General features: G+C 65.8%; 21 protein-coding genes and 1 tRNA gene. 14 read left to right on the forward strand and 8 right to left on the reverse strand.

Features of this window, described 5'->3' with window-relative positions; translation table 11 throughout:
* Window positions 1-8: 8 nt before the first annotated feature.
* The 7 genes from NX773_RS13700 to NX773_RS13730 all read left to right on the forward strand — a co-directional run bounded on the left by NX773_RS13700 (window position 9) and on the right by NX773_RS13730 (window position 10,644).
* Window positions 9-419: a CopD family protein gene (locus NX773_RS13700; protein ID WP_258856884.1), complete on the forward strand. Its 411-nt coding sequence runs from the start codon at window positions 9-11 to the stop codon at window positions 417-419.
* Between the two features lie 162 nt (window positions 420-581).
* Window positions 582-1,796 carry a THUMP domain-containing class I SAM-dependent RNA methyltransferase gene (locus NX773_RS13705; RefSeq protein ID WP_441295328.1) on the forward strand — a complete coding sequence of 405 codons (1,215 nt, stop codon included), beginning with the start codon at window positions 582-584 and terminating at the stop codon, window positions 1,794-1,796.
* 3 nt (window positions 1,797-1,799) lie between these two features.
* A complete protein-coding gene (locus tag NX773_RS13710) occupies window positions 1,800-3,080 on the forward strand; it encodes a multidrug effflux MFS transporter (RefSeq protein WP_258856885.1) in 1,281 nt (426 codons plus the stop codon).
* Window positions 3,081-3,266: 186 nt separating this feature from the next.
* A complete protein-coding gene (locus NX773_RS13715; RefSeq protein ID WP_258856886.1) occupies window positions 3,267-5,420 on the forward strand; it encodes an HDOD domain-containing protein in 2,154 nt (717 codons plus the stop codon).
* A gap of 8 nt (window positions 5,421-5,428) precedes the next feature.
* Complete coding sequence (locus tag NX773_RS13720) at window positions 5,429-7,642, forward strand: putative bifunctional diguanylate cyclase/phosphodiesterase (RefSeq protein WP_370662253.1); 2,214 nt, start codon at window positions 5,429-5,431, stop codon at window positions 7,640-7,642.
* A 2-nt stretch (window positions 7,643-7,644) separates the two neighbouring features.
* Entirely contained in the window at window positions 7,645-9,249 is a 1,605-nt protein-coding gene (locus tag NX773_RS13725) for an SEL1-like repeat protein (RefSeq protein WP_258856887.1), read from the forward strand.
* Window positions 9,250-9,288: 39 nt separating this feature from the next.
* Window positions 9,289-10,644 carry a UdgX family uracil-DNA binding protein gene (locus tag NX773_RS13730; protein ID WP_258856888.1) on the forward strand — a complete coding sequence of 452 codons (1,356 nt, stop codon included), beginning with the start codon at window positions 9,289-9,291 and terminating at the stop codon, window positions 10,642-10,644.
* Window position 10,645: 1 nt separating this feature from the next.
* On the opposite strand, the gene NX773_RS13735 is transcribed toward NX773_RS13730, so the two are convergent.
* Window positions 10,646-11,401: a CPBP family intramembrane glutamic endopeptidase gene (locus tag NX773_RS13735; RefSeq protein ID WP_258856889.1), complete on the reverse strand. Its 756-nt coding sequence runs from the start codon at window positions 11,399-11,401 to the stop codon at window positions 10,646-10,648.
* Window positions 11,402-11,559: 158 nt separating this feature from the next.
* Between NX773_RS13735 and NX773_RS13740 the strand changes: the two genes are divergently transcribed.
* A tRNA-Gly gene (locus NX773_RS13740) sits at window positions 11,560-11,633 on the forward strand.
* 359 nt (window positions 11,634-11,992) lie between these two features.
* Here the strand turns inward: NX773_RS13740 and NX773_RS13745 are convergent.
* The 5 genes from NX773_RS13745 to NX773_RS13765 form a co-directional block, all read right to left on the reverse strand.
* A complete protein-coding gene (locus tag NX773_RS13745; RefSeq protein WP_258856890.1) occupies window positions 11,993-13,147 on the reverse strand; it encodes a hypothetical protein in 1,155 nt (384 codons plus the stop codon).
* 346 nt (window positions 13,148-13,493) lie between these two features.
* Window positions 13,494-13,808: a hypothetical protein gene (locus tag NX773_RS13750; RefSeq protein WP_258856891.1), complete on the reverse strand. Its 315-nt coding sequence runs from the start codon at window positions 13,806-13,808 to the stop codon at window positions 13,494-13,496.
* Between the two features lie 194 nt (window positions 13,809-14,002).
* Entirely contained in the window at window positions 14,003-14,215 is a 213-nt protein-coding gene (locus NX773_RS13755; RefSeq protein ID WP_258856892.1) for an HP1242/YdcH family protein, read from the reverse strand.
* A gap of 102 nt (window positions 14,216-14,317) precedes the next feature.
* The gene (locus tag NX773_RS13760) at window positions 14,318-14,974 is read right to left on the reverse strand and encodes a glutathione S-transferase family protein (RefSeq protein WP_258856893.1); all 657 of its coding nucleotides are present in this window, start codon (window positions 14,972-14,974) and stop codon (window positions 14,318-14,320) included.
* 95 nt (window positions 14,975-15,069) lie between these two features.
* Window positions 15,070-15,855 (reverse strand): LytTR family DNA-binding domain-containing protein, encoded by a 786-nt coding sequence (locus tag NX773_RS13765; protein WP_258856894.1) that lies wholly within the window; start codon window positions 15,853-15,855, stop codon window positions 15,070-15,072.
* A gap of 124 nt (window positions 15,856-15,979) precedes the next feature.
* Between NX773_RS13765 and NX773_RS13770 the strand changes: the two genes are divergently transcribed.
* The 3 genes from NX773_RS13770 (at window position 15,980) to NX773_RS23625 (ending at window position 18,128) form a co-directional block, all read left to right on the forward strand.
* A complete protein-coding gene (locus tag NX773_RS13770) occupies window positions 15,980-16,483 on the forward strand; it encodes a YybH family protein (RefSeq protein ID WP_258856895.1) in 504 nt (167 codons plus the stop codon).
* A 169-nt stretch (window positions 16,484-16,652) separates the two neighbouring features.
* Complete coding sequence (locus tag NX773_RS13775) at window positions 16,653-16,778, forward strand: hypothetical protein (RefSeq protein WP_258856896.1); 126 nt, start codon at window positions 16,653-16,655, stop codon at window positions 16,776-16,778.
* 24 nt (window positions 16,779-16,802) lie between these two features.
* Window positions 16,803-18,128 (forward strand): vanadium-dependent haloperoxidase, encoded by a 1,326-nt coding sequence (locus NX773_RS23625; protein WP_258856897.1) that lies wholly within the window; start codon window positions 16,803-16,805, stop codon window positions 18,126-18,128.
* A gap of 3 nt (window positions 18,129-18,131) precedes the next feature.
* Here the strand turns inward: NX773_RS23625 and NX773_RS13785 are convergent, their stop codons facing one another.
* Window positions 18,132-18,833 (reverse strand): glutathione S-transferase N-terminal domain-containing protein, encoded by a 702-nt coding sequence (locus NX773_RS13785; protein ID WP_258856898.1) that lies wholly within the window; start codon window positions 18,831-18,833, stop codon window positions 18,132-18,134.
* Between the two features lie 102 nt (window positions 18,834-18,935).
* Window positions 18,936-19,298, reverse strand: a complete 363-nt coding sequence (locus tag NX773_RS13790; protein WP_258856899.1) for a hemolysin XhlA family protein — start codon at window positions 19,296-19,298, stop codon at window positions 18,936-18,938.
* A gap of 134 nt (window positions 19,299-19,432) precedes the next feature.
* Here NX773_RS13790 and trmB point away from each other — a divergent pair, with 134 nt between their 5' ends.
* The 3 genes from trmB (at window position 19,433) to NX773_RS13805 (ending at window position 22,615) form a co-directional block, all read left to right on the forward strand.
* Window positions 19,433-20,113 (forward strand): tRNA (guanosine(46)-N7)-methyltransferase TrmB, encoded by a 681-nt coding sequence (trmB, locus tag NX773_RS13795; RefSeq protein WP_258857123.1) that lies wholly within the window; start codon window positions 19,433-19,435, stop codon window positions 20,111-20,113.
* A gap of 88 nt (window positions 20,114-20,201) precedes the next feature.
* Complete coding sequence (locus NX773_RS13800) at window positions 20,202-20,549, forward strand: hypothetical protein (protein WP_258856900.1); 348 nt, start codon at window positions 20,202-20,204, stop codon at window positions 20,547-20,549.
* Window positions 20,550-20,629: 80 nt separating this feature from the next.
* Window positions 20,630-22,615 (forward strand): TonB-dependent receptor, encoded by a 1,986-nt coding sequence (locus NX773_RS13805; protein ID WP_258856901.1) that lies wholly within the window; start codon window positions 20,630-20,632, stop codon window positions 22,613-22,615.
* The last annotated feature ends 60 nt before the right edge of the window (window positions 22,616-22,675 follow it).

Here is a 22,675-nt window from a genome sequence, read left to right on the forward strand (position 1 = left end):
AGCACCGCATGCTCTGGATTAAGGCCTTCCACATCGTCTTTATCGCTTCCTGGTTTGCGGGGCTGTTCTACCTGCCGCGCATCTACGTCAACCTGGCCCAGGAGACCAATGCCGCGGCGACCGAGCGCCTGCTCGGCATGGCGCGGCGGCTGTACCGCTTCACCACCATGCTGGCCGTGCCGGCCACCTTGCTGGGCATCTGGCTGTGGCTGGGCTACGGTTTCAAGGGCGGCTGGCTGCATGCGAAACTGGCGCTCGTCATTATCGTGATCGGCTACCATCACGCCTGCGGTTCGCTGCTCAAGAAGTTCGAGCGCGGCCAGAACCAGCGCAGCCATACGTGGTACCGGTACTTCAACGAGGTGCCGGTGCTGCTGCTCATGGCGATTGTGATTCTGGTGGTGGTAAAGCCTTTTTAACCACCACACGTAAAACCGTCGTCCCGGCGCACGCCGGGACCCATGCTGAGTTTGCAGCAAAGCTGACGCTGGCCTTCTCGCATGTTCAGCATGGGTTCCGGCTTTCGCCGGAACGACGGCGCATTCTGTAATTGGTTTTTTTAACGGACAAAGGGAACACCGATGACTTCATTTTTCTGCCCCTGCCCGCGAGGCATGGAAGCGGCGCTTGCCGAAGAACTGGGCGAGATCGCCCAGCAAAGCACCACGCTCAAGGTGCACAACCAGGTGCCCGGCGGCGTGCACTGCTCGGGCTCGCTCGTCGATTCGTACCGCATCAACCTGCACTCGCGTATCGCCTCGCGCGTGCTGATGCGCGTGGCCATGTCGAGCTACGACAACGAAAACGACATCTACGACCTGGTGCTGGAACAGCCGTGGGAAGACTGGTTCAACTGGGACCAGACGATTCGCGTCGACCTCACCGCCGTCAAGTCGCCGCTCAAGAGCCTGGAATTCACCACGCTCAAGATCAAGGACGCCGTGTGCGACCGCTTCCGCGACCAGTTCGGCAAACGCCCGTCGGTCAACACGCGCACGCCGGACATGCGCATCTTCGGCTTCCTCGACCAGCGCAACTTCACCATCTACCTCGACACCTCGGGCGAGGCGCTGTTCAAGCGCGGCTGGCGCGAGGAGACGGGCGACGCGCCGCTGCGCGAGAACCTGGCCGCGGGCCTGTTGCGCGTGGCCGGCTGGAAGCCGGGAACCCCGCTGTTCGACCCGATGTGCGGCTCGGGCACGATCCTCATCGAAGCGGCCCAGATGGTGCAGGGCATTCCGCCGGGCGCGCGCCGCCGCTTTGCGTTCGAAAAATTCCGCGACTTCGACCGCGACGCCTGGCAGCAGATCAAAACGGCGATCAAGCCAAATGCGCTGCCGGCCGAACCCACCATCTTCGGCTCGGACATCTCGGGCGACATGGTGGCGATGACGCGCCATAACCTGCGCCGTGCCGGCATTCTGTTCGAAGTGCCGCTCAAGCAGATCGAGGCGCAGCAGGTGCAGCCGCCGGTGGCCACGCCCGGCATTTTGCTGACCAACCCGCCGTACGGCGAGCGCATCGGCGTGCGCGGCGACCGCACGCTGCCGCAGGACGAGATGGCCAACCAGTTTTATGCCAGCTTTTCCACCACGCTCAAGCAGCGCTTTGCCGGCTGGAAGGTGTACCTGTTCACGGCCGACCTGGGCCTGCCCAAGCTGTTGCGCCTGAAGGAATCGCGCAAGACACCATTCTTCAACGGCGCGCTCGAGTGCCGCCTGTTCCGCTTCGACATGGTGGCCGGCTTCAACCGCCGCGAGGAAGCCAAACCCAAGCAGTCCCCGCAGTCGCCCTGATTTATGCTACCGACCGAGCCGCCCAACCTGCCCAAAGACCCGATAACGCCAGTCCCGCTTCCCACTCCCCACAAGGTCACCATGCTCAGCGCCGGCGGGCTGGCGACGCTGCTGGCCGGCTTGTCGATGCTCGGGCCGTTCTCGATCGACGCTTACCTGCCGGCCTTCCCGCGCATCGAGGCGAACCTGCATGCCTCGAGCATCGAGGTGCAGCAGACGCTGACCGCCTACATGCTGGCCTTCGCCGGCATGGTGCTGTGGCATGGCGCGCTGTCGGACGCCTACGGCCGCCGCAACGTGATCCTGACCGCGCTGGTGGTGTTCGCGCTGGGCACCTTCGGCTGCGCCGCCTCGCACTCGGTGCACTACCTGTGGGTATTCCGCATCCTGCAGGGCGTCTCGGCGGGGGCTGGCGTGGTGGTCGGCCGCGCCATCATCCGCGACCTGTATTCGGACGCGCCGGCCGCGCGATTGCTGTCGATGGTGACGATGATCTTCTCGATCGCGCCCGCCATCGCGCCGGTGCTGGGCGGCTGGATCGTGACGCTGTTCGACTGGCGCGCCATCTTCCTGTCCCTGTTCGCCTACAGCCTGGTGCTGTGGTGGGTCTGCTGGCAGCACCTGCCCGAGACCATGCCCAGGGAGAAGCGCCAGCCGTTCAACCCGCGCTTCGTCGCGCGCAACTATGGCGCGATCTTCAGCTCCTTCCTGTTCCACATGAAGTCGGGCGTGGTGGCGCTGAACTTTGCCGGCCTGTTCCTGTACATCTCGGCCGCGCCGGTGCTCATGCCGGTGCACCTGCACCTGGGGCCGTCGCAGTTCGCGTGGCTGTTCATCCCATCGGTGTCGGGCATCTTCCTTGGCGCGCTGACGGCCAACCGCATGGCCGGCAAGATGAGCTTTGCGCGCCAGATCGGCATCGGCTTCGGTTTCATGCTGTGCGCGGTCACGTTCAACGTCGGCTACCACCTGCTCAACCCGCCGGCGCTGCCGTGGACCGTGCTGCCCATGTTCTTCTTCACCTTCGGCAGCTCGATCATCGCACCCGGCGCCACGCTGCTCGCGCTCGACCTGTTCCCGCACATCCGCGGCACGGTCGCCTCGTGCCAGTCGTTCGTCTCCACGCTGCTGGGTGCGATCGTGGCCGGGGTGATCTCGCCGGCGCTGTCGCACTCGGTGCTGGCGCTGGCGCTGGGCCAGGCCGGTTTTGCGCTGGCGGCGCTGGCGTGCTGGCTGGTGTCGCGCTGGTACCGCTACCGCCAGGCCGCCAATGGGGCCATGTAAACGGCAGGAGCGTGGCAAACATGAGAATCTGTGAGGAAACTGTTGTGTTGGAATCACAACTCGTGTATATATGCTAAGCTAAAGTATTTCAGCGGGGAAATGGAACAAGAAACATTTCCAGACTCGCAAGACCAGTATTGACAGCAGCTAACCGCCGCCCGCCCCGGGTGGCCCAGCCCGAGACCAATGCACCAACCAGACCAGGACATCCGCAATCGCCTGCTGATCGCGCGCCTGCCGGCCATGCCGCAGATTTTGATCAAGCTGATCGGTCACCTGCAGGCCGACGACCTGGGCATGCCGGAACTGGCGGCGCTGATCGCACAGGACGCCGGCATGACCGGCAAGATCCTCGCCGTGGCCAACAGCTCGGCCTACCACCGCGGCACGCGCAGCGCCAACCTGGAGCAGTCGCTGGTCTCGCTCGGCACCGACATGATCAAGACGCTGGTGATCAGCGAGTCGGTGTTCCAGACCTTTAACAACTTCCCCCATTCCGGCAGCACCGACCTGCGCGCGTTCTGGAAGAATTCGCTGACCGCGGCCGTGGTCGCGCGCGAGCTGGCGCGCCGCACCGGCTACGGCTCGCTCGAGGAAGCTTACCTCGCCGGGCTGCTGCACAACGTGGGGCGGCTGGCGCTGCTGGCCACCGCGCCGCGCGAATACGCCTTCAATTTCACGGCGCGCGACGACGAGGACCTGTGCGCGGTCGAGCAGCGCACGCTGCAGATCACCCACACCGAGGCCGGCGCCTGGCTGATCGAGCGCTGGCAGCTCGACTCCTTCCTTGCCGATTCGGTGCTGTACCACCACGAAGCCAGCTCGCGCCTGGAGTCGGCCCATCCCCTGATCCGCATCGTGCGCCTGGCGCACCTGATGGCCGCGCACGCGGACGACGAGGCGGCGCTGCTCGAAGGCGCGGGCCTGTGCGGCCTGGCGCGCCCCGACCTGGACGAGATCCTGGCGCTGGCCGAACGCCAGGTCATGCAGTCGGCCGAGCACCTGGGCATCGACCTGGCGGGCGCCGACGACATCCCGGCTCCGAGCGCGCAGGCGCCGGCCCAGCTGGATCCGGTCGCGCAGCGCCTGTCCGACGAGATGCGCAACCTGGTGCTGGTCTCCGAGATCGGCCAGGCATTCGCGCGTCAGCAGGGTGAGGCGGGCCTGCTCGAATCGATGGTGCGCTCGGCGCGCATGCTGTTCGACTTCGAGTCGGCGCTGGTGCTGCTCGAGAACCCGACTGGCCAGGCGCTGGTTGGCGCACCGGTTGGCGGCGTGGCGCGTTTGGCCGAATTCTCGATCCCGCTCGCGCGCGGCGGCGTGGTGGCGCACAGCGCGCTGGCGCGCCAGACCGCCTTCGTGCGGCGCGACGACCAGGGGCTCGGGCTGGCCGAAGAGCAGCTGTTGCGCATGCTCGGCAGCGACAGCATGGTGTGCGTGCCGCTGGTGGCGGGCGCGCGCTGCCTGGGCGTGCTGGTGGGCGGCCTGCCGGCCTGGCAGTTCGGCGCCGTCAAGAAGCGCGAGCACTTCCTCAAGTCGTTCGGCGCGCAGGCCGCCACCGCGCTCGAGAACACCCTGTCCGAACGCGGCCACGCGCGCCGCCAGCTGGCCCAGGTGGCCGAGGAATACCGCGAAGCCTCGCGCCGCGTGGTGCACGAGGTGAACAACCCGCTCTCGATCATCAAGAACTACCTGTCGGTGCTGGACGAGAAGCTGGCGCGCCAGGAGCCGGTCTCGGGCGAGATGTCGATCCTGAACGAGGAAATCGACCGCGTCGGCCAGCTGATCAACGGTCTGGCGGACCTCAAGCCTGCCGCCACCAGCCCGGATTCGGTGCAGGTGGCCAAAGTCGCGAACGAAGTGCTGCGCCTGTTCCGCACCACCGGCTTCTTGCCTGCGAACGTGGACGTGGTGCTGTCGGTGCAGGACGACGCGCGCATCGACGGCGACGCGGACATGCTCAAGCAGGTGCTGGTCAACCTGGTCAAGAACGCGATCGAGGCATTGGAAGCGACCGGCGGGCGCATCGAAATCATCAGCCGGGGCCTGGTCAACCGCGACCGCACCCTGTACGTGGAGCTGGCCGTCGCCGACACCGGCCCGGGCCTGCCGCGCGACGTGCTGGCCAATCTGTTCTCTGCCGTGAAAAGTACCAAGGACGGCGCCCATCATGGTCTGGGCCTGTCCATTGTCCACAGCCTGGTGAAGAAGCTGCGCGGGCACATCGCCTGCCGCAGCGGCAGCACCGGCACTGCATTTGAAATCCTGCTGCCGGCCGCCACCAGCGCCGGCGTGAGCGCGCCGCCGGCCCTGCCGGCGCGTGTTCTCGGATCAGCCTGAAAATGACCATGACACCGAATACCGCCAGCACCGCCACCATGCTTCACGGCGGCGCCGCCCCGTTCGACGCCGACATGCAGCCGCGCCTGCTGCTGGTGGACGACGAACCGCGCCTGCTGGCGTCGCTCCACGAACTGCTGCGCGACCGCGGCTACCATCTCGTCACCGCCGGCTCCGGCAGCGAGGCGCTGGCCCAGCTGTCGCGGCTGCGCTTCGACCTGGTCCTGCTCGACCTGCGCCTGCCCGACATCGGCGGCCACGAGATCATGGACTTCATCAACGCCAAGGAGATCGACGCCGACGTGATCGTGATGAGCGGCGAGGTCGGGATCGACGCGGCCATCGGCGCCGTCAAGCGTGGCGCCTACGACTACCTGCGCAAGCCCTACAGCCGCGAAGAGCTGCTCAAGACGGTGGCCAACGCGCTCGCGCAGCGCCGCCTGAAGCTGGAGAACGAGCGCATCGCGCAGCAGCTGGAAAATTCGGAAAAGATGTACCGCTACCTGGTGGACAGCTCGCCGGACATCATCTACACGCTCAACCACGAAGGCCGCTTCACCTTCGTGAACGACCGCGCCAGCCAGCTGCTGGGCTACACGCGCGAAGAGCTGATCGGCAAGCACTACTCGGTAGTGGTGCACGAGGAAGACCTGGAACGCGCGCGCTACGTGTTCAACGAGCGCCGCTCCGACGACCGCGCCTCGCGCAACGTCGAGCTGCGCCTGAAGTGCCGCACCGGCAGCGGCCACGAACGCACCTTCAACAACACGTTGATGACGATTGCGCTGAACTCGATCGGCATGCACGTGCCCGACCACGACGTGAAGAAGCACGAGTTCTTCGGCACCTACGGCGTGGCGCGCGACATCACGGACAGGAAGCGGGCCGAGGAACTGATCTCGTACCAGGCCTACCACGACATCCTGACCGACCTGCCGAACCGGATCCTGTTCAAGGACCGCCTGGGCCTGGCGCTGATCCAGGCCAAGCGCAAGGGCACCGAGCTGGCCGTGATGTTCATCGACCTGGACCGCTTCAAGCTGGTCAACGATACGCTCGGCCACGTCAAGGGCGACGAGCTGCTGCAGCAGGCCGCGCTGCGCCTGAAGGAATGCCTGCGCCGCGGCGACACGCTGGCGCGCCAGGGTGGCGACGAATTCACGATCGTGCTGCCGGAACTGCGCGACCGCGCCGACGCGTGCATGGTGGCCGACAAATTCCTCGAGTGCCTGCACCAGCCGTTCGACCTGGATGGCCACCAGGTGCACATCTCTGCCTCGATCGGCATTGCGATCTATCCGGGCGATGGCGAAACCATCGACGAGCTGCTGCGCCACGCCGACATCGCGATGTACCAGGTCAAGGGGCTGGGCAAGAACGGCCACAGCTTCTACCACGCGTCGATGCAGGACGTATCGACGCAGAAGATCGAACTGGAGCGCAGCCTGCGCAACGCCCTCGAGAACGACGAGCTGGAGATGTACTACCAGCCGCAGATCGACGTGGTCACCGGCCGCATCGTCGGCGCCGAAGGGCTCATGCGCTGGAACCACCCGCAGCGCGGGTTGCTGTCGGCCGGCGAGTTCCTGCCGTTCGCCGAGGAGAACGGCCTGATGCTGCCGATCTCGGACTGGATGATCGGCGCGCTGTGCCGCGACATGCTCAAGTGGAACCAGGCCGCGACAGGGCCGGTGCGCCTGTCGCTCAACGTGTCGCCGCAATACCTCGACCGTGGCGACTTCTTCGAGAAGATGCGCGGGGCGCTGGCGCGCTACGGCATCGCGCCTGCCCAGATCGAGGTCGAGATCACCGAGAACATCTGCATCCGCAACCCGCAGTACGCGATCGAGCAGCTCAACAAGCTGTGCCAGCTGGGCGTGTCGGTGGCGATCGACGACTTCGGCACCGGCTATTCTTCGCTGTCGTACCTGCACCGGTTCCCGATCCACACCATCAAGATCGACCAGTCGTTCGTCAAGGAGATCCATGACGAACATGGCCACTACCCGGTGATCCTGGCGATCATCTCGATCGCGCGCGGACTGGGCATGAACCTGGTGGCCGAAGGCGTCGAGACCGAGGCGCAGGCGCGCTACCTCGAGGCCAACGGCTGCGCCACCATGCAGGGCTACCTGTACTACCGGCCGATCGCGCTGCCCGACTTCATCGGCGCGCTGCGCGCCCAGGCGGGCGGCCAGGGCGCCGTCGCGATCCAGGCGTAGCGATGGGCGAGGCGGCCAGCATCCACGAAGCCACGGCGGCGGGCCAGCAGCGCCCGAGCGCCGAGTTCGTGCGCATGAAGGCGCTGGCCGAAGCGGGCAACGCCAACGCCCAGCACAGCCTGGGCTTCATGTACGTCAACGGCCAGGGCGTGCCGAAGAATTACGAGATGGCCGTCGCGTGGTACCGCATGGCGGCCGCCGGCGGGCTGGCGCAGGCCCAGTACAACCTTGGCGTGATGTTCCAGAAGGGCCAGGGCGTGGCGCAGGACTACCAGCAGGCCTTCTACTGGTACCAGCGCGCGGCCGAGCAGGGCTATGCCGCCGCCCAGTACAACCTGGGCTGGCTGTACGCCAAGGGCCTGGGCGTGGCGGCCGACGTGCAGCAGGCGCTGCACTGGTTTGGACTGGCTGCCGCGCAGGGCGACCCCAACGCCCAGCACAACCTGGGCCTGATGTACGAAGCCGGCCGTGGCGTGCCGCAGGACCAGGACCAGGCCATGCAGTGGTACCGGCGCGCGGCCGAGCAGGGCCACGCGCGCGCCCAGTTCAGCCTGGGCCTGCGCTACGACGGCGGGCAGGGCGCCGCGCGCGATCCGCAGCAGGCCCTGGGCTGGTTCCGCAAGGCCGCCGAGCAGGGCTATGCGCCGGCCCAGTTCAACCTGGCGCTACGCTACGACAAGGGCATCGACCTGGAGCAGGACTCCACACGCGCCATTCGCTGGTACCTGCGCGCGGCCGAGCAGGGACACGCCAGCTCGCAGTTCAACTTGGCGCTGATCTACGACAGCGGGCATGGCGTGGCGCGCGACGAGGAACAGGCGCTGGCCTGGTTCCGCAGGGCCGCCGAGCAGGGCCACGCCGGTGCGCAGGACAATCTCGGCTTGCGCTACGAGCTGGGCAAGGGTGTGGCGCAGGACCACGCGCAGGCCGCGCACTGGTACCGCCAGGCCGCCGAGCAGGGCCTGCCCGGCGCGCAGTACCACCTGGCGGTACTGTATGACAGCGGCACCGGCGTGCCGGCCGACCCGGCGCAGGCGATCGCCTTGTATGCGAAGGCGGCCGAGCAGGGCTACCTGCGCGCCCAGTTCGACCTGGGCCTGCGCTTCGAGAACGGCATCGGCGTGGAGCGAGACCTGGCACGCGCGCTGCACTGGTACCGCCGCGCCGCCGCGCAGGAATACGCGCCGGCGCAGTACATGGTCGGCGCACTGCTCGACCGTGACGAGGATGGCGGCCACGACCCGCTCGAAGCATGCGACTGGTACCGCAAGGCCGCCGAGCAGGGCCACGCGCTGGCCCAGTTCGCGCTGGCGCTGCGCCACGACTGTGGCGGAGCCGGCCTGGACCAGGACTACGAGCAGGCCCACGGCTGGTACCTGGCCGCCGCGCGCCAGGGCCATGGGCGCGCCCAGTTCAACCTCGGCGTCATGTACGCGAGCGGTCAGGGCGTGGCGCGCGACCTGGTCGCGGCCTGGTGCTGGCTGCAGCGCGCGGCAATGTCGAATGCCCCCGGGGCGGCGCGCTACGCCGAGCGCATCGGCCTGCGCATGGAGCCCGACCAGCTCGAACGCGCCAAGCGCCTGCTGGCCGGCGCGCACACCGCCTAGCGGACGCCAGCCGCCTCGCCATCGGCTTATACTGTATGCATGTACAGTATCGAGCCAACCCGTCCAGGTCCTGTCCCGCCGCCCGCAGCACCACGCAGCTTTGCCGAATGGCGCGAGGCCGCGCGCGAGCTGCTGGCTGCCGGCGTTGCGCCCGATGCAGTCGATTGGGCCGCGCCGTTCTCGGGTGCGCCAGCTGCCCGGCTCGCGCCGCATAATGCGTCCATTCAACTGAACAAACCCGCCCCGGCGCCGGTCCTGCCGCGCTGGCTGATGGACCTGCTGCATGCCGCCGCCTGTTGCCGCGCGCCCGACCGCTGGGCGCTGCTGTACCGGCTCGTGTGGCGCTGGCAGCATGGCGAACAGGCCGCATCCGACCGCGACCCGGACTGGCAAGGCCTGCACGCGATGGTGGCGGCAGTGCGGCGCGAGGAGCACGACATGCAGGACAAGATCCGATTCCACGAGCGGCCGGCGGATGCGGGGCCGCCGCGTTTCGTCGCCTGGTACGCGCCGGCGCACGACGTGCTGCCGCAGGTGGCCGAGCACTTCGTCAGCCGCATGGGGCGCGTGAGCTGGATGATCGCCACGCCGGACGCGAGCGTGCTGTGGGACGGCGCCACGCTGCACAATTGCGGCCCGCTGGTGGCCGACGCGGCCGAGCTGACCGGCGACGGCATCGCGCCCTGGCTCGCCTACTACCGCAGCGTGTACCCGGCCGGGCCGGGGCAGGGGGCGCAGCGCGTGATCCCGTTGCTGGCCGCCGGCACGCGGCGCGGCGCAGGCGGCGACGCGCCAGGCAGCGAACCGGGCCAGCACCCGGCAACGCTCGACGAATGCCGCCGCTGCGACTTGTGGCAGCACGCGACCCAGCCGGTGGGCGGCGCGGGCAGCAAGCGCGCGCGCATCATGCTGGTGGGCGAGCAGCCGGGCGACCAGGAGGACATCGCCGGCGCGCCCTTCGTCGGCCCGGCCGGCAAGCTGCTCGACCGAGTGTGCGAGGCGGCCGGCGTGGACCGGCGCACTGTGTACGTTACCAACGCGGTCAAGCACTTCAAGTGGGAGCCGCGCGGCAAGCGGCGCATGCACAAGACGCCGGCCCAGCGCGAGATCGAGGCCTGCAGCTACTGGCTGGAAAAGGAGCTCGCGCAAATCAAACCGCAGGTGATCGTCGCCATGGGCACCACCGCGCTCAAGTCGGTGCTCGGCACCAGCCACGTCACGCTCAAGGACACGCTCGGGCGCGCGCTGCGCCACGAGGGGCGCTGGGTGGTGACCATCTACCACCCCTCGTACGCGCTGCGGGTGCCGGACGAGGCCGCGCGCAAGCAGGCCTTTGCGACCATGGTGGAGGGCCTGCGGATGGCGCAGGAGCTCGTGGACAAGCCCGGCGCCTGAATCAGCTGGCGGCCGCTTGCAGCGCAGGGCTGGCGCCGCGGGTGCGCGCGCCGACCCACAGCAGCACGAGGGCCATCACCACGAAACGGGCGACGATACCGACCAGTCCCGCTTCCGGGCCGTAGCTGCCGCCAGTCAGCCAGGTCGGCCCCAGGTCGTGCACCTGTTGCAAGCCGCCCGCGTCCATGCCGCTGACGGGAAAGCCGAGCAGCGGGCCTTGCGCAAAGTTCCACGCGAAGTGCAGCCCGATCGGCAGCCACAGGTTGCGCGCCAGTACGAAGGCGCTGCCGTAGATGACGCCGCCGAGCGTATTGCCCAGCACCGACAGCAGGCTCGCGCCCGGATTGGTCAGGTGGATGCAGCCGAACGCCAGCGCCGACAGGCCGACCGCCAGCGCGGCGCGCCCGCCCAGCACCATGAGCAGGCCCGATAGCAGCAGGCTGCGCATCATGATCTCTTCCTTGAGCGTGAACGCGAGCTTGACCGGGGCCAGCACCAGCAGGCTGGAACCGGCCGCGGCCGGCGCCGGCGCGGTGGCGATCGCGCCCAGGCCCAGTTCGGCAACGAAGACGCCGCCCATCGCCAGCCCGGTGATCGCCATGCCGGCCAGCAGGTCGCGCCCGGCGGTCGGCCCCCAGCGTAGGCCGAGCAGGTCGAGCACCGATTCGCCCGCGCGGCGCGCGCGCACGATCGCCGCGATGCCCAGTCCCAGCGCCGCCAGCGCCATGAAAATTTCGACCGCCATCCTGAGCGCCATGTCCGCCTCCCCGTGTTAATTTGGTCGGCAACAGTAGTGGCGGCGGCACCTCTTTGTCAACATGCAGACGTGACCGCTGGGTGCGCGCCAGGTCAAGCGTGCTCCACCAAAAATTTGTCAGCTGAGCACAAAGACGCGTAGAATGCCGGGTGTCCTTCGCGGGTGTAGCTCAATGGTAGAGCAGAAGCTTCCCAAGCTTACGACGAGGGTTCGATTCCCTTCACCCGCTCCAGTCAAATCAGAGGCCTAGCGCAGTTCCGCATCCGGTTTTTTCCGCAAAATCGACTGACTTCCGCAAAATTCTCGCTAAGCCCTCGTTCTTGGTGTCGTTCTCCGACGTGGGTGTTCGGTCTAAGCGAGTTCCCTGAGTTCGTCTTGGCGCCTGACGGCTAACGAAGCCTTTACTTGCCCTAGAGGCACAGGCTTTGTTCACTGAGCCTTGAGGAAGACGGGAATCGGCATAGGTGTTTTAGAGTAGTGTCCGTAAAACAGTCGCATGTCATTAGCGGGCAAATTCGTTCAACTACGGCCTGCGTCGTACATCAAAAAAGCTTCAATTGCCGGAAGTTCATGCTGGCGCTGTCTGCGTTTCTATAACGCAAGCATATCAACGGGCACGAAGAACTCTGCAGGCGCCAATGCACTTCCGTCGCGAAGAATGCTGAAACCGCTATAGAAGAACTCTATTGGTTTAAACGGTCGAAGCTGTGCGGCTGATCCGCCACCATTGCGGGCCATTAAAACCACTTGACGAAAAATTGATTCCTCTACACCAAAAAAAGTAACACTTGGGCTGTCTAATCGCAGTGGGTCATGGCGCTCGAATGAATAGCGTCCTTGGGCGTCTCTAGCTAACATACTTCCATGGGGCCCTCCAAAGTAGCCACCAATGAACCGTTTACCTTGTAATGGCCCAACGATTACCTTCCAGGCAACACATTGAATGATTATTTCGTTGGGGAGCGGAACACCGCTTGCGAGGGATGTCGCGAGAATCGGTTGATTTAATTTTGTAGCAATCCCGCTATAATGTGAAGTAATTATTGCTCTTCCGAGCTCAGGTTTTGTGTCGAAGTGGTCCCCTTGCTCGCCAGGGCTATCAGGATCTTCTGCCCAGAGTCCTGATCTAAGTTTCGAACTGTCATGCTCAGTGATAAATCGTGTAGCTACAATATGCCCTTTGATGCTGAGTGGCTTTCCACTTGCATCCTTAAATATCACACGTTCAAATTGCTGTCGCCAAGAGTTGAACTCCTTGTTTTTAAAGCTAATTGGCGAATGGCGGCCTTTCGCTTCCGCTAAGAAGATGCGGTCTACGCTTTCAGCACAAAAATAGTCGGGTGCATCACCCTTTGAGATGCGCTCAACCCGGCAGCCGTCAAAGGCCCGATGGAGCTGTCGGTCGAGAACATGTTCCATGTGCGCGAAATAGGTGATGTTGAAATGCTCATGTAGGAACCAGCGGCAAAATGCTTGACCAAGCTCGTTGGATCGGTGCTTTTTTATGGCCGGAGCAATGCCTAATCCCGCTCCTTGAAAACGAAAGTCCTTGGTCGGAAGTAGAAACTGGATGTGCTCGAATTGTGCAGGATCAGGACTCGGCGGCGTTCGCCCGAAAGAGTCGAGATAGTAGTGATGGTAAAGACTCGCCAAATCTACCCGGATTTCCGTGACCGCACTGTTGAGATGTCTTACTGCGCGAAGGGACTGAGGTATAACCGGATATTTGTTCAATGCAATGGCCAACGACTTCTGCATAAACTCAACAAATTAAAGTATGTTCAGTGGCTGGCATTGAGCACGCTTTTTCAGTCTGCGCCGACTTCTGCTGAATGAATCTAACGACCAAATCGCTTTCTATATGCCAGAGCTTTTTTTGTATTTACTGCGAGCGAAACAGGAAAAACGCTAGAGTAATCCTTGTGTAATACAAACGCAACTTTCCCTTCAGCCGATGGGGGCACGTACAGTCTTCCGCAAAATCGAAAAGCACCTGGCGATCTGGACCTGCATGTGTCCCCGGTTATTGTCGAAGGCCCCCGGCTCGTCGTTTATCGACAGGCGCAGCGCCCGTTTGTCCCGATTGTGCCGATCAGCGCACCAGTGCGGCAGACGACCTCCGGGACAGATTCGGCTCGTCCTTGCCGAACCCTTGCGGTCCGTAGAACGGGGTGATCCCCTGGATGCCTTGCTCGCAATGCGACCACAGCCCGTCTGCCGCGACGCACACGAACAGGCCTAGGCCGACGCTCACGCCCGTCCCCTGCCATGTGGCATTGGCCTGGACCGTGCGGCGCGGGCTCTCTGCCCTGTTTGCCTGCTCCGCTGCATTGAGCGTGCTCGACCCCGCAGCCGTGACCGCTGCGCACGCCAGCATGGCGCGGGCGAACCTGTAACTGGTATTCATCGAACTCTCATCGTCCACCGCAAACGATGGCCCGATTAAGAGTTGGTATCCGTTGCGCCTATCCTCAGGAATCAAGGCCCGGGAGCGAACTCGCACCCGGGAAGAGAGTTCCGCGCAAGTGTCGAAGCGGCCGCTGGGCCTGAAAAACAAAAAAGCGGCGCAGTGCGCCGCCTTTCGTGACACGACACCGCTCTTCAGGCAGCCGCGCTGGCCTTGCGCAGGATCGCGTACAGCTCATCCTTGAGCGCCAGTTTCTGCTTCTTCAGGTCTTCGATCTCGGCTTCCGACACATGCGCTTCCTTGTTCTTGATCTGCTGGTCGAGCTCGTTGTGCTTGTCGAACAGGTTTTGGAAATGGTGGTCGGTCGTTTTCAGCTTCGTGATCAGGTCGCGGTATTCCGGAAACATGCTGTACTCCATCGGTTAATAAATATTGTTGACGAACTCATTCTACGCCCATGGATGAGCGCCAGAAAGCATTGAAAAGCCGCGCTGCGGCCCGCGACACATTCAGGTCGGTTCCCGGCGATGCCCGACGTTGACCGCCAATTGCGCGGCGAACGCACGCTGGTAGGCGGGCCGTGCCTCGCCGCGTGCGACATAGGCCGCCAGATTCGGAAACGCGTCCAGGATGCCCGACGGCCGCAGCCTGAGCAGCACCGATACCATCATCAGGTCGCCCGCGCTGAAAGCACCGTCGAGCCAGTCGGCATCGCCCAGGCGCGCAGACAGTTGTGCGAGCCGCCCGCGCACGCGCTCCTCGACCAGGGGCATGCGTTCATTGCTCCACGGCTTGTCCGCTTCGAGGATTCTTGCGGTAACGAGTTCCAGGATCGGTGGCTCGACCGTGTTCACGGCGGCGAACATCCAGGTGATCGCGCGCGCCCGCGCATTGGCATCGGTCGGCAGCAGGCCGGCATGGCGCTCGCCGATGTGCAGGACGATCGCTCCGGTTTCGAACAGGGCGAGATCGCCTTCCTCATAGGTCGGTATCTGGCCGAAAGGATGCAGCGCCAGGTGCGCGGGCGCTTTCATCGCCGCAAACGACACCAGGCGCACCTGGTAAGGCTGGCCCACTTCTTCCAGCGCCCAGCGTACGCGCGTGTCGCGCGCCAGCCCCTTGCCGCCGTCGGGCGAACGTTCAAAGGCGGTGATGGTGATGGTCATCGTCAAGCTCCTCCTGATAAGTGTCAGACATACAGGTATGGACGAATGGCCGCAGCGAAATTCGACAACGTGTTGCGGGCCGCGCCCGGCTTCCGTCAGCGCTGGAGTGCAGCCTCGAACGGAGCCGCGCGCACGGCTGACTGGTAGGTCCGGCTCACGGGCACCTGCAGCCCATTGGATAGTTCCAGCACGGTCTTGCCGGCGTCGCGCTTCACGGCACATACCGAACGGTGCGCCACCCACCAGCTGCGGTGCACCTGCAGTCCGGGCTCGCCCTCCAGTTCGCGCAGGGCGTCGGCCATGCGCATCAGGATCAGGTCGGAACCCTGCGTGGTGATCACGCGCAGGTAATGGTCTTCGGCCTGCAGCGCGAGCAGCTGGCCGCCAAGATGGGCGGGAATCCGGGCAAGGAACGGTGGCGGGGCGGGTTCAGGTTCCGCCTGCGGGGGCAGGTTGGCCGGCACCGGCGATCGGCTGGACACCAGCGGCAGTCCCGCCGGCTGCAGCCGGGTCAGCAACAGCAGCACCACGAGCTGGACCAGGGCCACGCTGCCGTACACGCGCGGCATCACCGCCAGCGCCACCGGGTGCCCCAGCCGCAGCAGCGACTCGGCCCACGCCACCGCGAACGAGGTCGGCACAGCCGACAGCAGGGTGACCAGCGGGATGCTCCAGCGCTGTCCCCAGCCGGGACGCAGGCGGGCCAGCGCATGGGCACACAGCACGATGTTGAGGTAGCCGACCAGCACCAGTCCGATCCAGTAGGCGTAACGCGCAGTGGCGCCGAGCTCGCCATAGGTGCCGAACGGGCCGATGATCGCAAACATCACGCCCAGCCCGGCGGCAATGGCCAGCTGCGCGAGCAGGCGGGGCAGTTTCATTTCGCGATTCGTGGATTGCATCTGTCCGGGCACTGGCGTAAGGCGGTGTCGATTGGCGAATTTGCGCTTGGGCACGTCTCGCGACTTGGCTAAGGTGGCCATTTTAACCACAACAGGAGCCACCATGACCAATCCCTTCCGCCGTTGCCTGATCACCTTTGCCTTCCTGTCGGCCGCCGTGCTGGCCGGGCCCGCCGCTGCCGCCGATGTCGTGCTGCCCGCCGGCATGGCCGAGCTGGCGCGCGCCGCCGACGATGCCTGGAACCGCCGCGACGCGGCCGCGATGGTGGCGTTCTACGCCGGCGATGCCACCAGCACCATCGGCAAGACCGAGCTGAGAGGCAAGGCCGAGCTGCTCGACTACTTTACCGGCTCGTTTCGCAACCTGCCGCCCGGCCTGACCCACCGCACCGTCGTGCGCCGGCTGGAGCGGATCGGCGAGCTGGTCGCCACCGACAACGCGGTGTACATCGAAGCGCCCGATGGCGCCCAGGGCAAGCGCGTGTTGCGCGAATTCTTCACCTTCTCGCTGTTGCGCCCGACCGCAGGCGGATGGGAGTTCGTCGCGGTCCGGGCCACGCCGCTGACGCCGCCAGCCCCGGCCGTAACGCCCGCCACCAGCCGTTGAGGCGCTGCCAGCTTCCAACAATTACGTGCGTGGAACGGCTGATTTCGGCTGGCGCAAACTTTGTCGCCGATGGGCTTGCGCCGGAGATGACGCCTTCCTAAGCTCCGAGCGAGCTTAAACGTTGGGCGTCACCAGCGCCCGGGCTCGCCTTGTCAACGGGAGCGACGCCATGAAATTGCTGATTGGATGTTTATTGAGTGTGGCCACGTTCCTGACCGCGCCGCCGGCCGCACATGCCCAAACTGCCGCAGGGCACGAGCACGCCGCCACGCAGACCACGCAGCGCGTCATCTAATGGAACAATGCCCTGATCCGGGCAGTGGAGCTCGACCACGTGCCGGCGGCGCCCGGCGAAAACCGGGTCGCTGGCCAGCATGCCGGGCCCACCCACAGCAGCCGCGCGATGGCAATCGTGCAGTTGGCCGTGTTCGACGCCATCAACGCGATCGACCAGAAGTACCCCAGCTACGCCGGCCTGCCGCGCGCGCCGTCCGACACCTCGGCCGATGCCGCCGTCGCCCAGGCCGCGCACGATGCGCTGGCCGCGCTGTGGACCTCGCAGCGGGCGCGCTTTGACAAGTGGCTGGCCAACGACCTGGCGCACATTCCGGACGGGCGTGCCAAATATAACGGCATCGCGGTCGGCCGCCAGGCCGCCGCCGCAGTGCTGGCCTTGCGCGCCGACGATAATTCGGACAACACCGACCGCACCGTCGGCGTGGACTATTTTCCGAGCAATGCCCCGGGCCACTGGCGGCCGGATCCGGTCAGCATGAGTACGGCCGCGCTGGGCGTGACCTGGGGCCAGGTTCGTCCGTTCGTGGTGCCGTCCGTGGACCAGTTCCGTGTGCCGCCCCCGCCGGCCCTGACGAGCAGCCAGTACACGTCGGCGTTCTACCAGGTCAAGCGGCTCGGTGGCGACGGCCGCACCACGCCGACCGACCGCACCCGCGAGCAGACGGTGATCGGCATGTTCTGGAGCTACGACGGCTCGCCCTGGATCGGCACGCCGCCGTGCATGTACAACGCAATCGTCGTGAACATCGCGCAAAAGCGTACGCGCGACCCAGTGGAGATGGCACGCCTGCTGGCGCTGGTGAACGCGGCAATGGCCGACGCCGGCATCGCGGCCTGGAACGACAAGTGGCGCTACGACTTCTGGCGCCCCGTCACTGGCATTCGCGAAGCCGACGAAGGCAGCGGTCCGACCGGACAGGGGGACGGCAACCACGCCACCCGAGGCAACCCCAACTGGACGCCGCTGGGCGCCCAGGCCACCAACACGCGCCGCCCGGACCTCACGCCGCCGTTCCCGGCCTACCCGTCCGGTCACGCGTCATTCGGCGGCGCCATGTTCCAGATGCTGCGCCGCTTCTACGGCACCGACCGCATCGCCTTCAGCTTCGTATCCGACGAATGGAACGGCGAAAGCCGCGACAACCAGGGCTGGGTGCGGCCGCGCATCGAACGCAGCTATTCCAGCCTGAGCCAGGCCGAGCTGGAAAATGGCGTCAGCCGCATTTACCTGGGCGTGCACTGGCAGTTCAACCTCGAGGGCATCGAGCAGGGCAACGCCATCGCCAACTACGTGTTCGAGCATGGCTTGCAGCCGGCGAACACGGGCACCGGCTGCCCCTGCCGCTGAGCCTTACTGGCCGGGGATTTCCAGCCCCTTGGCCACGGCCGGCCGCTGCACGAAGGCATCGAGCGCGCGGGCGACGTTCTTGTAGTTGTCGAATGCAACGAGTTCGCCCGCGCCGTAGAAGCCGATCAGGTTGCGCACCCACGGGAAGGTGGCGATGTCGGCGATCGTGTATTCGTCGCCCGCGATCCAGGGCTGGTTCGCCAGCAGCCTGTCGAGCACGCCGAGCAGGCGCTTCGATTCGGCCACGTAGCGGTCGCGCGGGCGCTTGTCCTCGAATTCGCGGCCGGCGAACTTGTGGAAGAAGCCCACCTGGCCGAACATCGGGCCGACGCCGCCCATCTGGAACATCAGCCACTGGATGGCCTGGTAGCGCGCGGCCGGGTCGCGCGGGATGAACTTGCCGGTTTTTTCGGCCAGGTAGAGCAGGATCGCGCCCGATTCGAACAGCGGCAGCGGCTTGCCGCCGGGACCATTCGGGTCGAGGATTGCGGGAATCTTGTTGTTCGGGTTGAGCGACAGGAATTCCGGGCTCATCTGGTCATTGGTGTCGAAGGACACGCGGTGCGCCTCGTAGGGCAGGCCGGTTTCCTCGAGCATGATCGAGACTTTCACGCCGTTGGGCGTGGGCAGCGAGTAGAGCTGGATGCGGTCCGGATGCCGGGCCGGCCATTTCTTGGTGATGGGGAAAGCGCTGAGATCGGTCATCGTGTGCAGTCGTGGTCAAGGTGGCGAACCGCGCAGCGGTGCGCGGGCTGAATCTTGCAACGATACCAAACAACGGCGCACCGCGCAGGGACCCGGCTCTGGTTACGGCGGCTTGGAAGGAACGACTTGTGTACCCGGCGGCAGCTGGATGATGATGGGCGCAGGCGGTGCGGCGGCTTGTTTGGGTACCGCATTGTTGAGGATGAAGGTCATCACCGTGACCGCGACCACGCCGGCCCCGAGCATCGTGCCGACGACCCACTTAACAACGGAATTGATGGCTAGTTCCAGCTCGGCCTTGGTGGGCATCTGGTCGAGCTGCGTTTCGATTTTGGTCAGGCGCACGTCGACCGATCGCATTTCTTCGCGAGTTTGTTCCGAAAGATGGTCGAGACGCTCCAAACGCTCGTCAATGCGTTCAAACCGTTCATCGATGCGGTCGAACCGCGGATCGTTATTGTCCATGCAGCTTTGGATTCATCCCGCCAACGCCGGTTCCGGGCCCGGCCATGATGCGCCGTAAGCTATAATCCCGCCGGTCTTTTTCTTCCCGCGATCCCATGTCCTCCGATACCCCGAACAACGGCCCGGCCCGCCAAATGCTGTACGACCCGACCGAGCGCCGCATCCGCAGCTTCGTCACCCGCGCCGGACGCCTGTCCACCGCACAGGCGCGCGCGTTCGAGGAGTTCGGGCCGCAATTCCTGGTCGAGTACAGCAAGGCGCCGCTCGATTTCGACGCCGCGTTCGGCCGCAAGGCGCCGGTGGTGCTGGAGATCGGCTTTGGCATGGGCGACACCACGGCGCACATCGCGCGCGCCATGCCGGAGAAAAACTTCCTCGGCGTCGAGGTGCATACGCCGGGCGTGGGCAGCCTGCTCAAGCAGATCGGCGAACAGGGCATCACCAACCTGCGCCTCATCCAGCACGATGCCGTCGAGGTGCTGCGCGACATGATCCCGGACGGCTCGCTGGCCGGCGTGCATATCTTCTTTCCCGACCCGTGGCACAAGGCGCGCCACAACAAGCGCCGCCTGATCCAGGGGCCGTTCGTCGCGGGCCTGTGCGCGAAGCTGGCGCCGGGCGGCTACATCCACCTGGCCACCGACTGGGAAGACTATGCGGTGCAGATGCTCGAGGTGCTGTCCAGCGAGCCGGCGCTGCAAAACACGGCCGCCGGCTACGCCGACAAGCCGTCCTACCGCCCGCTGACCAAGTTCGAAAACCGCGGCATCAAGCTCGGCCACGGGGTCTGGGACCTGGTGTTCACCAAGCGGTAAATACGTCGGCGCGACGTCCGAAAGAATCGCTGGCACAGGTCGGCTTGTCCGCTTAGAATGCACACGTCCCCTGTAAGGTTTTTCACGCGTGCAACGTTACCTGACCCATGTCTTGCTGTCGCTCCTGCTGCTGTTGTCGCAGCAGGTGGGGCTGCTGCATGGCATTTCGCACGCCGCCTCGCTCGACCGTTCGCCGGTAGCGGCTGAAGTCGTTGATGCGGGAACGACCGACGGCAGCAGGCAGCCGAAGGCCGCGCTGTTCGACCTGTGCGCGCAGTGCGCGGCCAGCGCCCAGGTGGCGTTTGCGCTGCCCAGCGTGGTGCGCCTGTTCCTGCCGGTCGAGCTTGCCTTCAGCCTGCTCCCCGCGCCGCGCACGCCCACCCTGTGCCTGCTGACGCACTGCGTCTTCCTGTCGCGCGCCCCACCCTCAGCCTGATAACACCCGTTCCGACCAGTACTGCCGCCACCCCGGTGCCGGCAGTGCTGTCCGTTATCAGTTTTGCTTGAGGATGTAACATGCATATTCAACGTACGCTGATCGCCAGCGCGGTCCTGCTGGCGTGCGGCGCCCCGGCCTTTGCCCAGTCCGGTGCCGCCCCGATGACCAAGGTGGTCGTCACCGGTTCCGCCATCCGCGGCGCCGAGAGCGACCAGATCCTGAACCCGGCCAAGGTGCTGGGCGGCGACGAACTGCGCGACAAGATCGGCAGCTCGCTGGGCGACACCCTGTCCCAGGAACTGGGCGTGTCGGCGTCGGCGTTCGGCGCCGGCGCCTCGCGCCCGATCATTCGCGGCATGGAAGGTGCGCGCGTCAAGATGCTCGAAAACGGCATGGCCACCTCGGACGTGTCCGGCCTGTCGAACGACCATGCGGTCGCCTCCGAAGGCGCGGTGGCGCGCCAGATCGAAATCCTGCGCGGGCCCGCCGCGCTGCTGTACGGCTCGGGCGCCATCGGCGGCCTGGTCAACGTGGTCAACGAGCGCATCCCGACCGAGCTCTCACCGCAGGCCAGCGGCCAGCTTGAGGCCCGCTACAGCACCGTGGATAACGGCCGCAACCTGTCCGGCTCGGTGGATGGTTCCAGCGGCAAGTTCGGCCTGCACGCGGACGCCAACTGGCGCGACACGGCCGACTACAAGATCCCCGGCAACGCCATGCCGGGCGACCCGGGGTCGGCCTCGGGCCGGCTGCCGCATACCGACACCAATGAGAAGAGCGTGGGCGTGGGCGGCTCCTACATCGACGACTGGGGCTATGTCGGCGCGTCCGCCAATCACCTGTCGAACCTGTACGGCATTCCCAGCGCCGAGGGCTCGCGCATCGACCAGAAGCAGGACCGCTACGATCTCGACAGCCTGGTCAAGGCGCCGCTGGCCGGCTTTACGTCGCTGCGCATGAAGGCTGGCTACACCGACTACCGCCATGCCGAGCTCGACCAGCAAGGCAACCCGGCCACGCTGTTCTCCAACCGTTCGCTGGAAACGCGCGCCGAGCTCGAGCACAAGCCGGTGGCGGGCCTGCACGGCACGGTCGGGTTCCAGACCGAGAATACGCACTTCTCGGCGCTCAGCGCGGACGGCGGCCCGGATACGGTGCCGGTCACGCACTCGACCTCGGCCGCCGCGTTCGTCGTGGAGGAAGCGGATGCCGGACCGGTGCGCCTGTCCGCCGGCCTGCGCTACGAAGCGGTGAAACGTTCGCCGGTGGGCAACAAGGAGCGCCAGTTCGACCTGAGCTCCGGCTCGTTTGGCGCGCTGTGGCCGTTCATGCCGGGCTACAGCGTCGGCGCCACGGTCTCGTACGCGCAGCGCGCGCCGTCCATCGACGAGCTGTACTCGGGCGGCCCGCACGACGCGACCCAGACCTTTGACATCGGTAATTCGGACTTGCAGAAAGAGAGCTCGCGCAACATCGAGTTGTCGCTGCAAAAGACGAGCGGGCTGCTGCGCTGGAAGGCGAACCTGTTCCGCAACAACGTCAGCAACTTCATCTACGGCCGCGTGACCGATACGCTGGTGGACGAGGACGGCAACCCGGGCGGGCCGTATCGCCAGCGTCTTTTCGAGCAGGCCAAGGCCCACATCCAGGGCGCCGAGGCCGAGCTGGGCTACAACCAGACCGGCGCCGGCTGGTCCGGCCGGGTGTTTGCCGACACCTCGCGCGGGCGGCTGGACGCGGGCGGCAACCTGCCGCTGCAGCCGGCCGACCGCATCGGCGCGGGCGTCGGCTACCGGGAGCAAGCCTGGCGCGGCGGGCTGACGCTGACGCATGCGTTCGGGCAGGACCGGCTGGCCGTATCGGAACACACGCCGACCGCGGCGTACAACCAGCTCGACGCACATCTGTCGTACACGCAGCGGCTGGGCGAGCATGACCTGACCTGGTTCCTGCTGGCCAAGAACTTGCTGAACGAGGATATCCGGATGTCGACCTCGCTGCTGAAGGACATCGCGCCGCTGCCGGGGCGCAATTTCGTATTCGGCGTGCGGACCAAGTTCTGACCGGCGCCTTCTGCCGGTGCTCTTTTGGGGGAGTTGAACGCGTGGGCAGGAAACCTGCCC

Source organism: Massilia solisilvae, assembly GCF_024753215.1.
Classification (GTDB): Bacteria; Pseudomonadota; Gammaproteobacteria; order Burkholderiales; family Burkholderiaceae_D; genus Telluria; species Telluria solisilvae.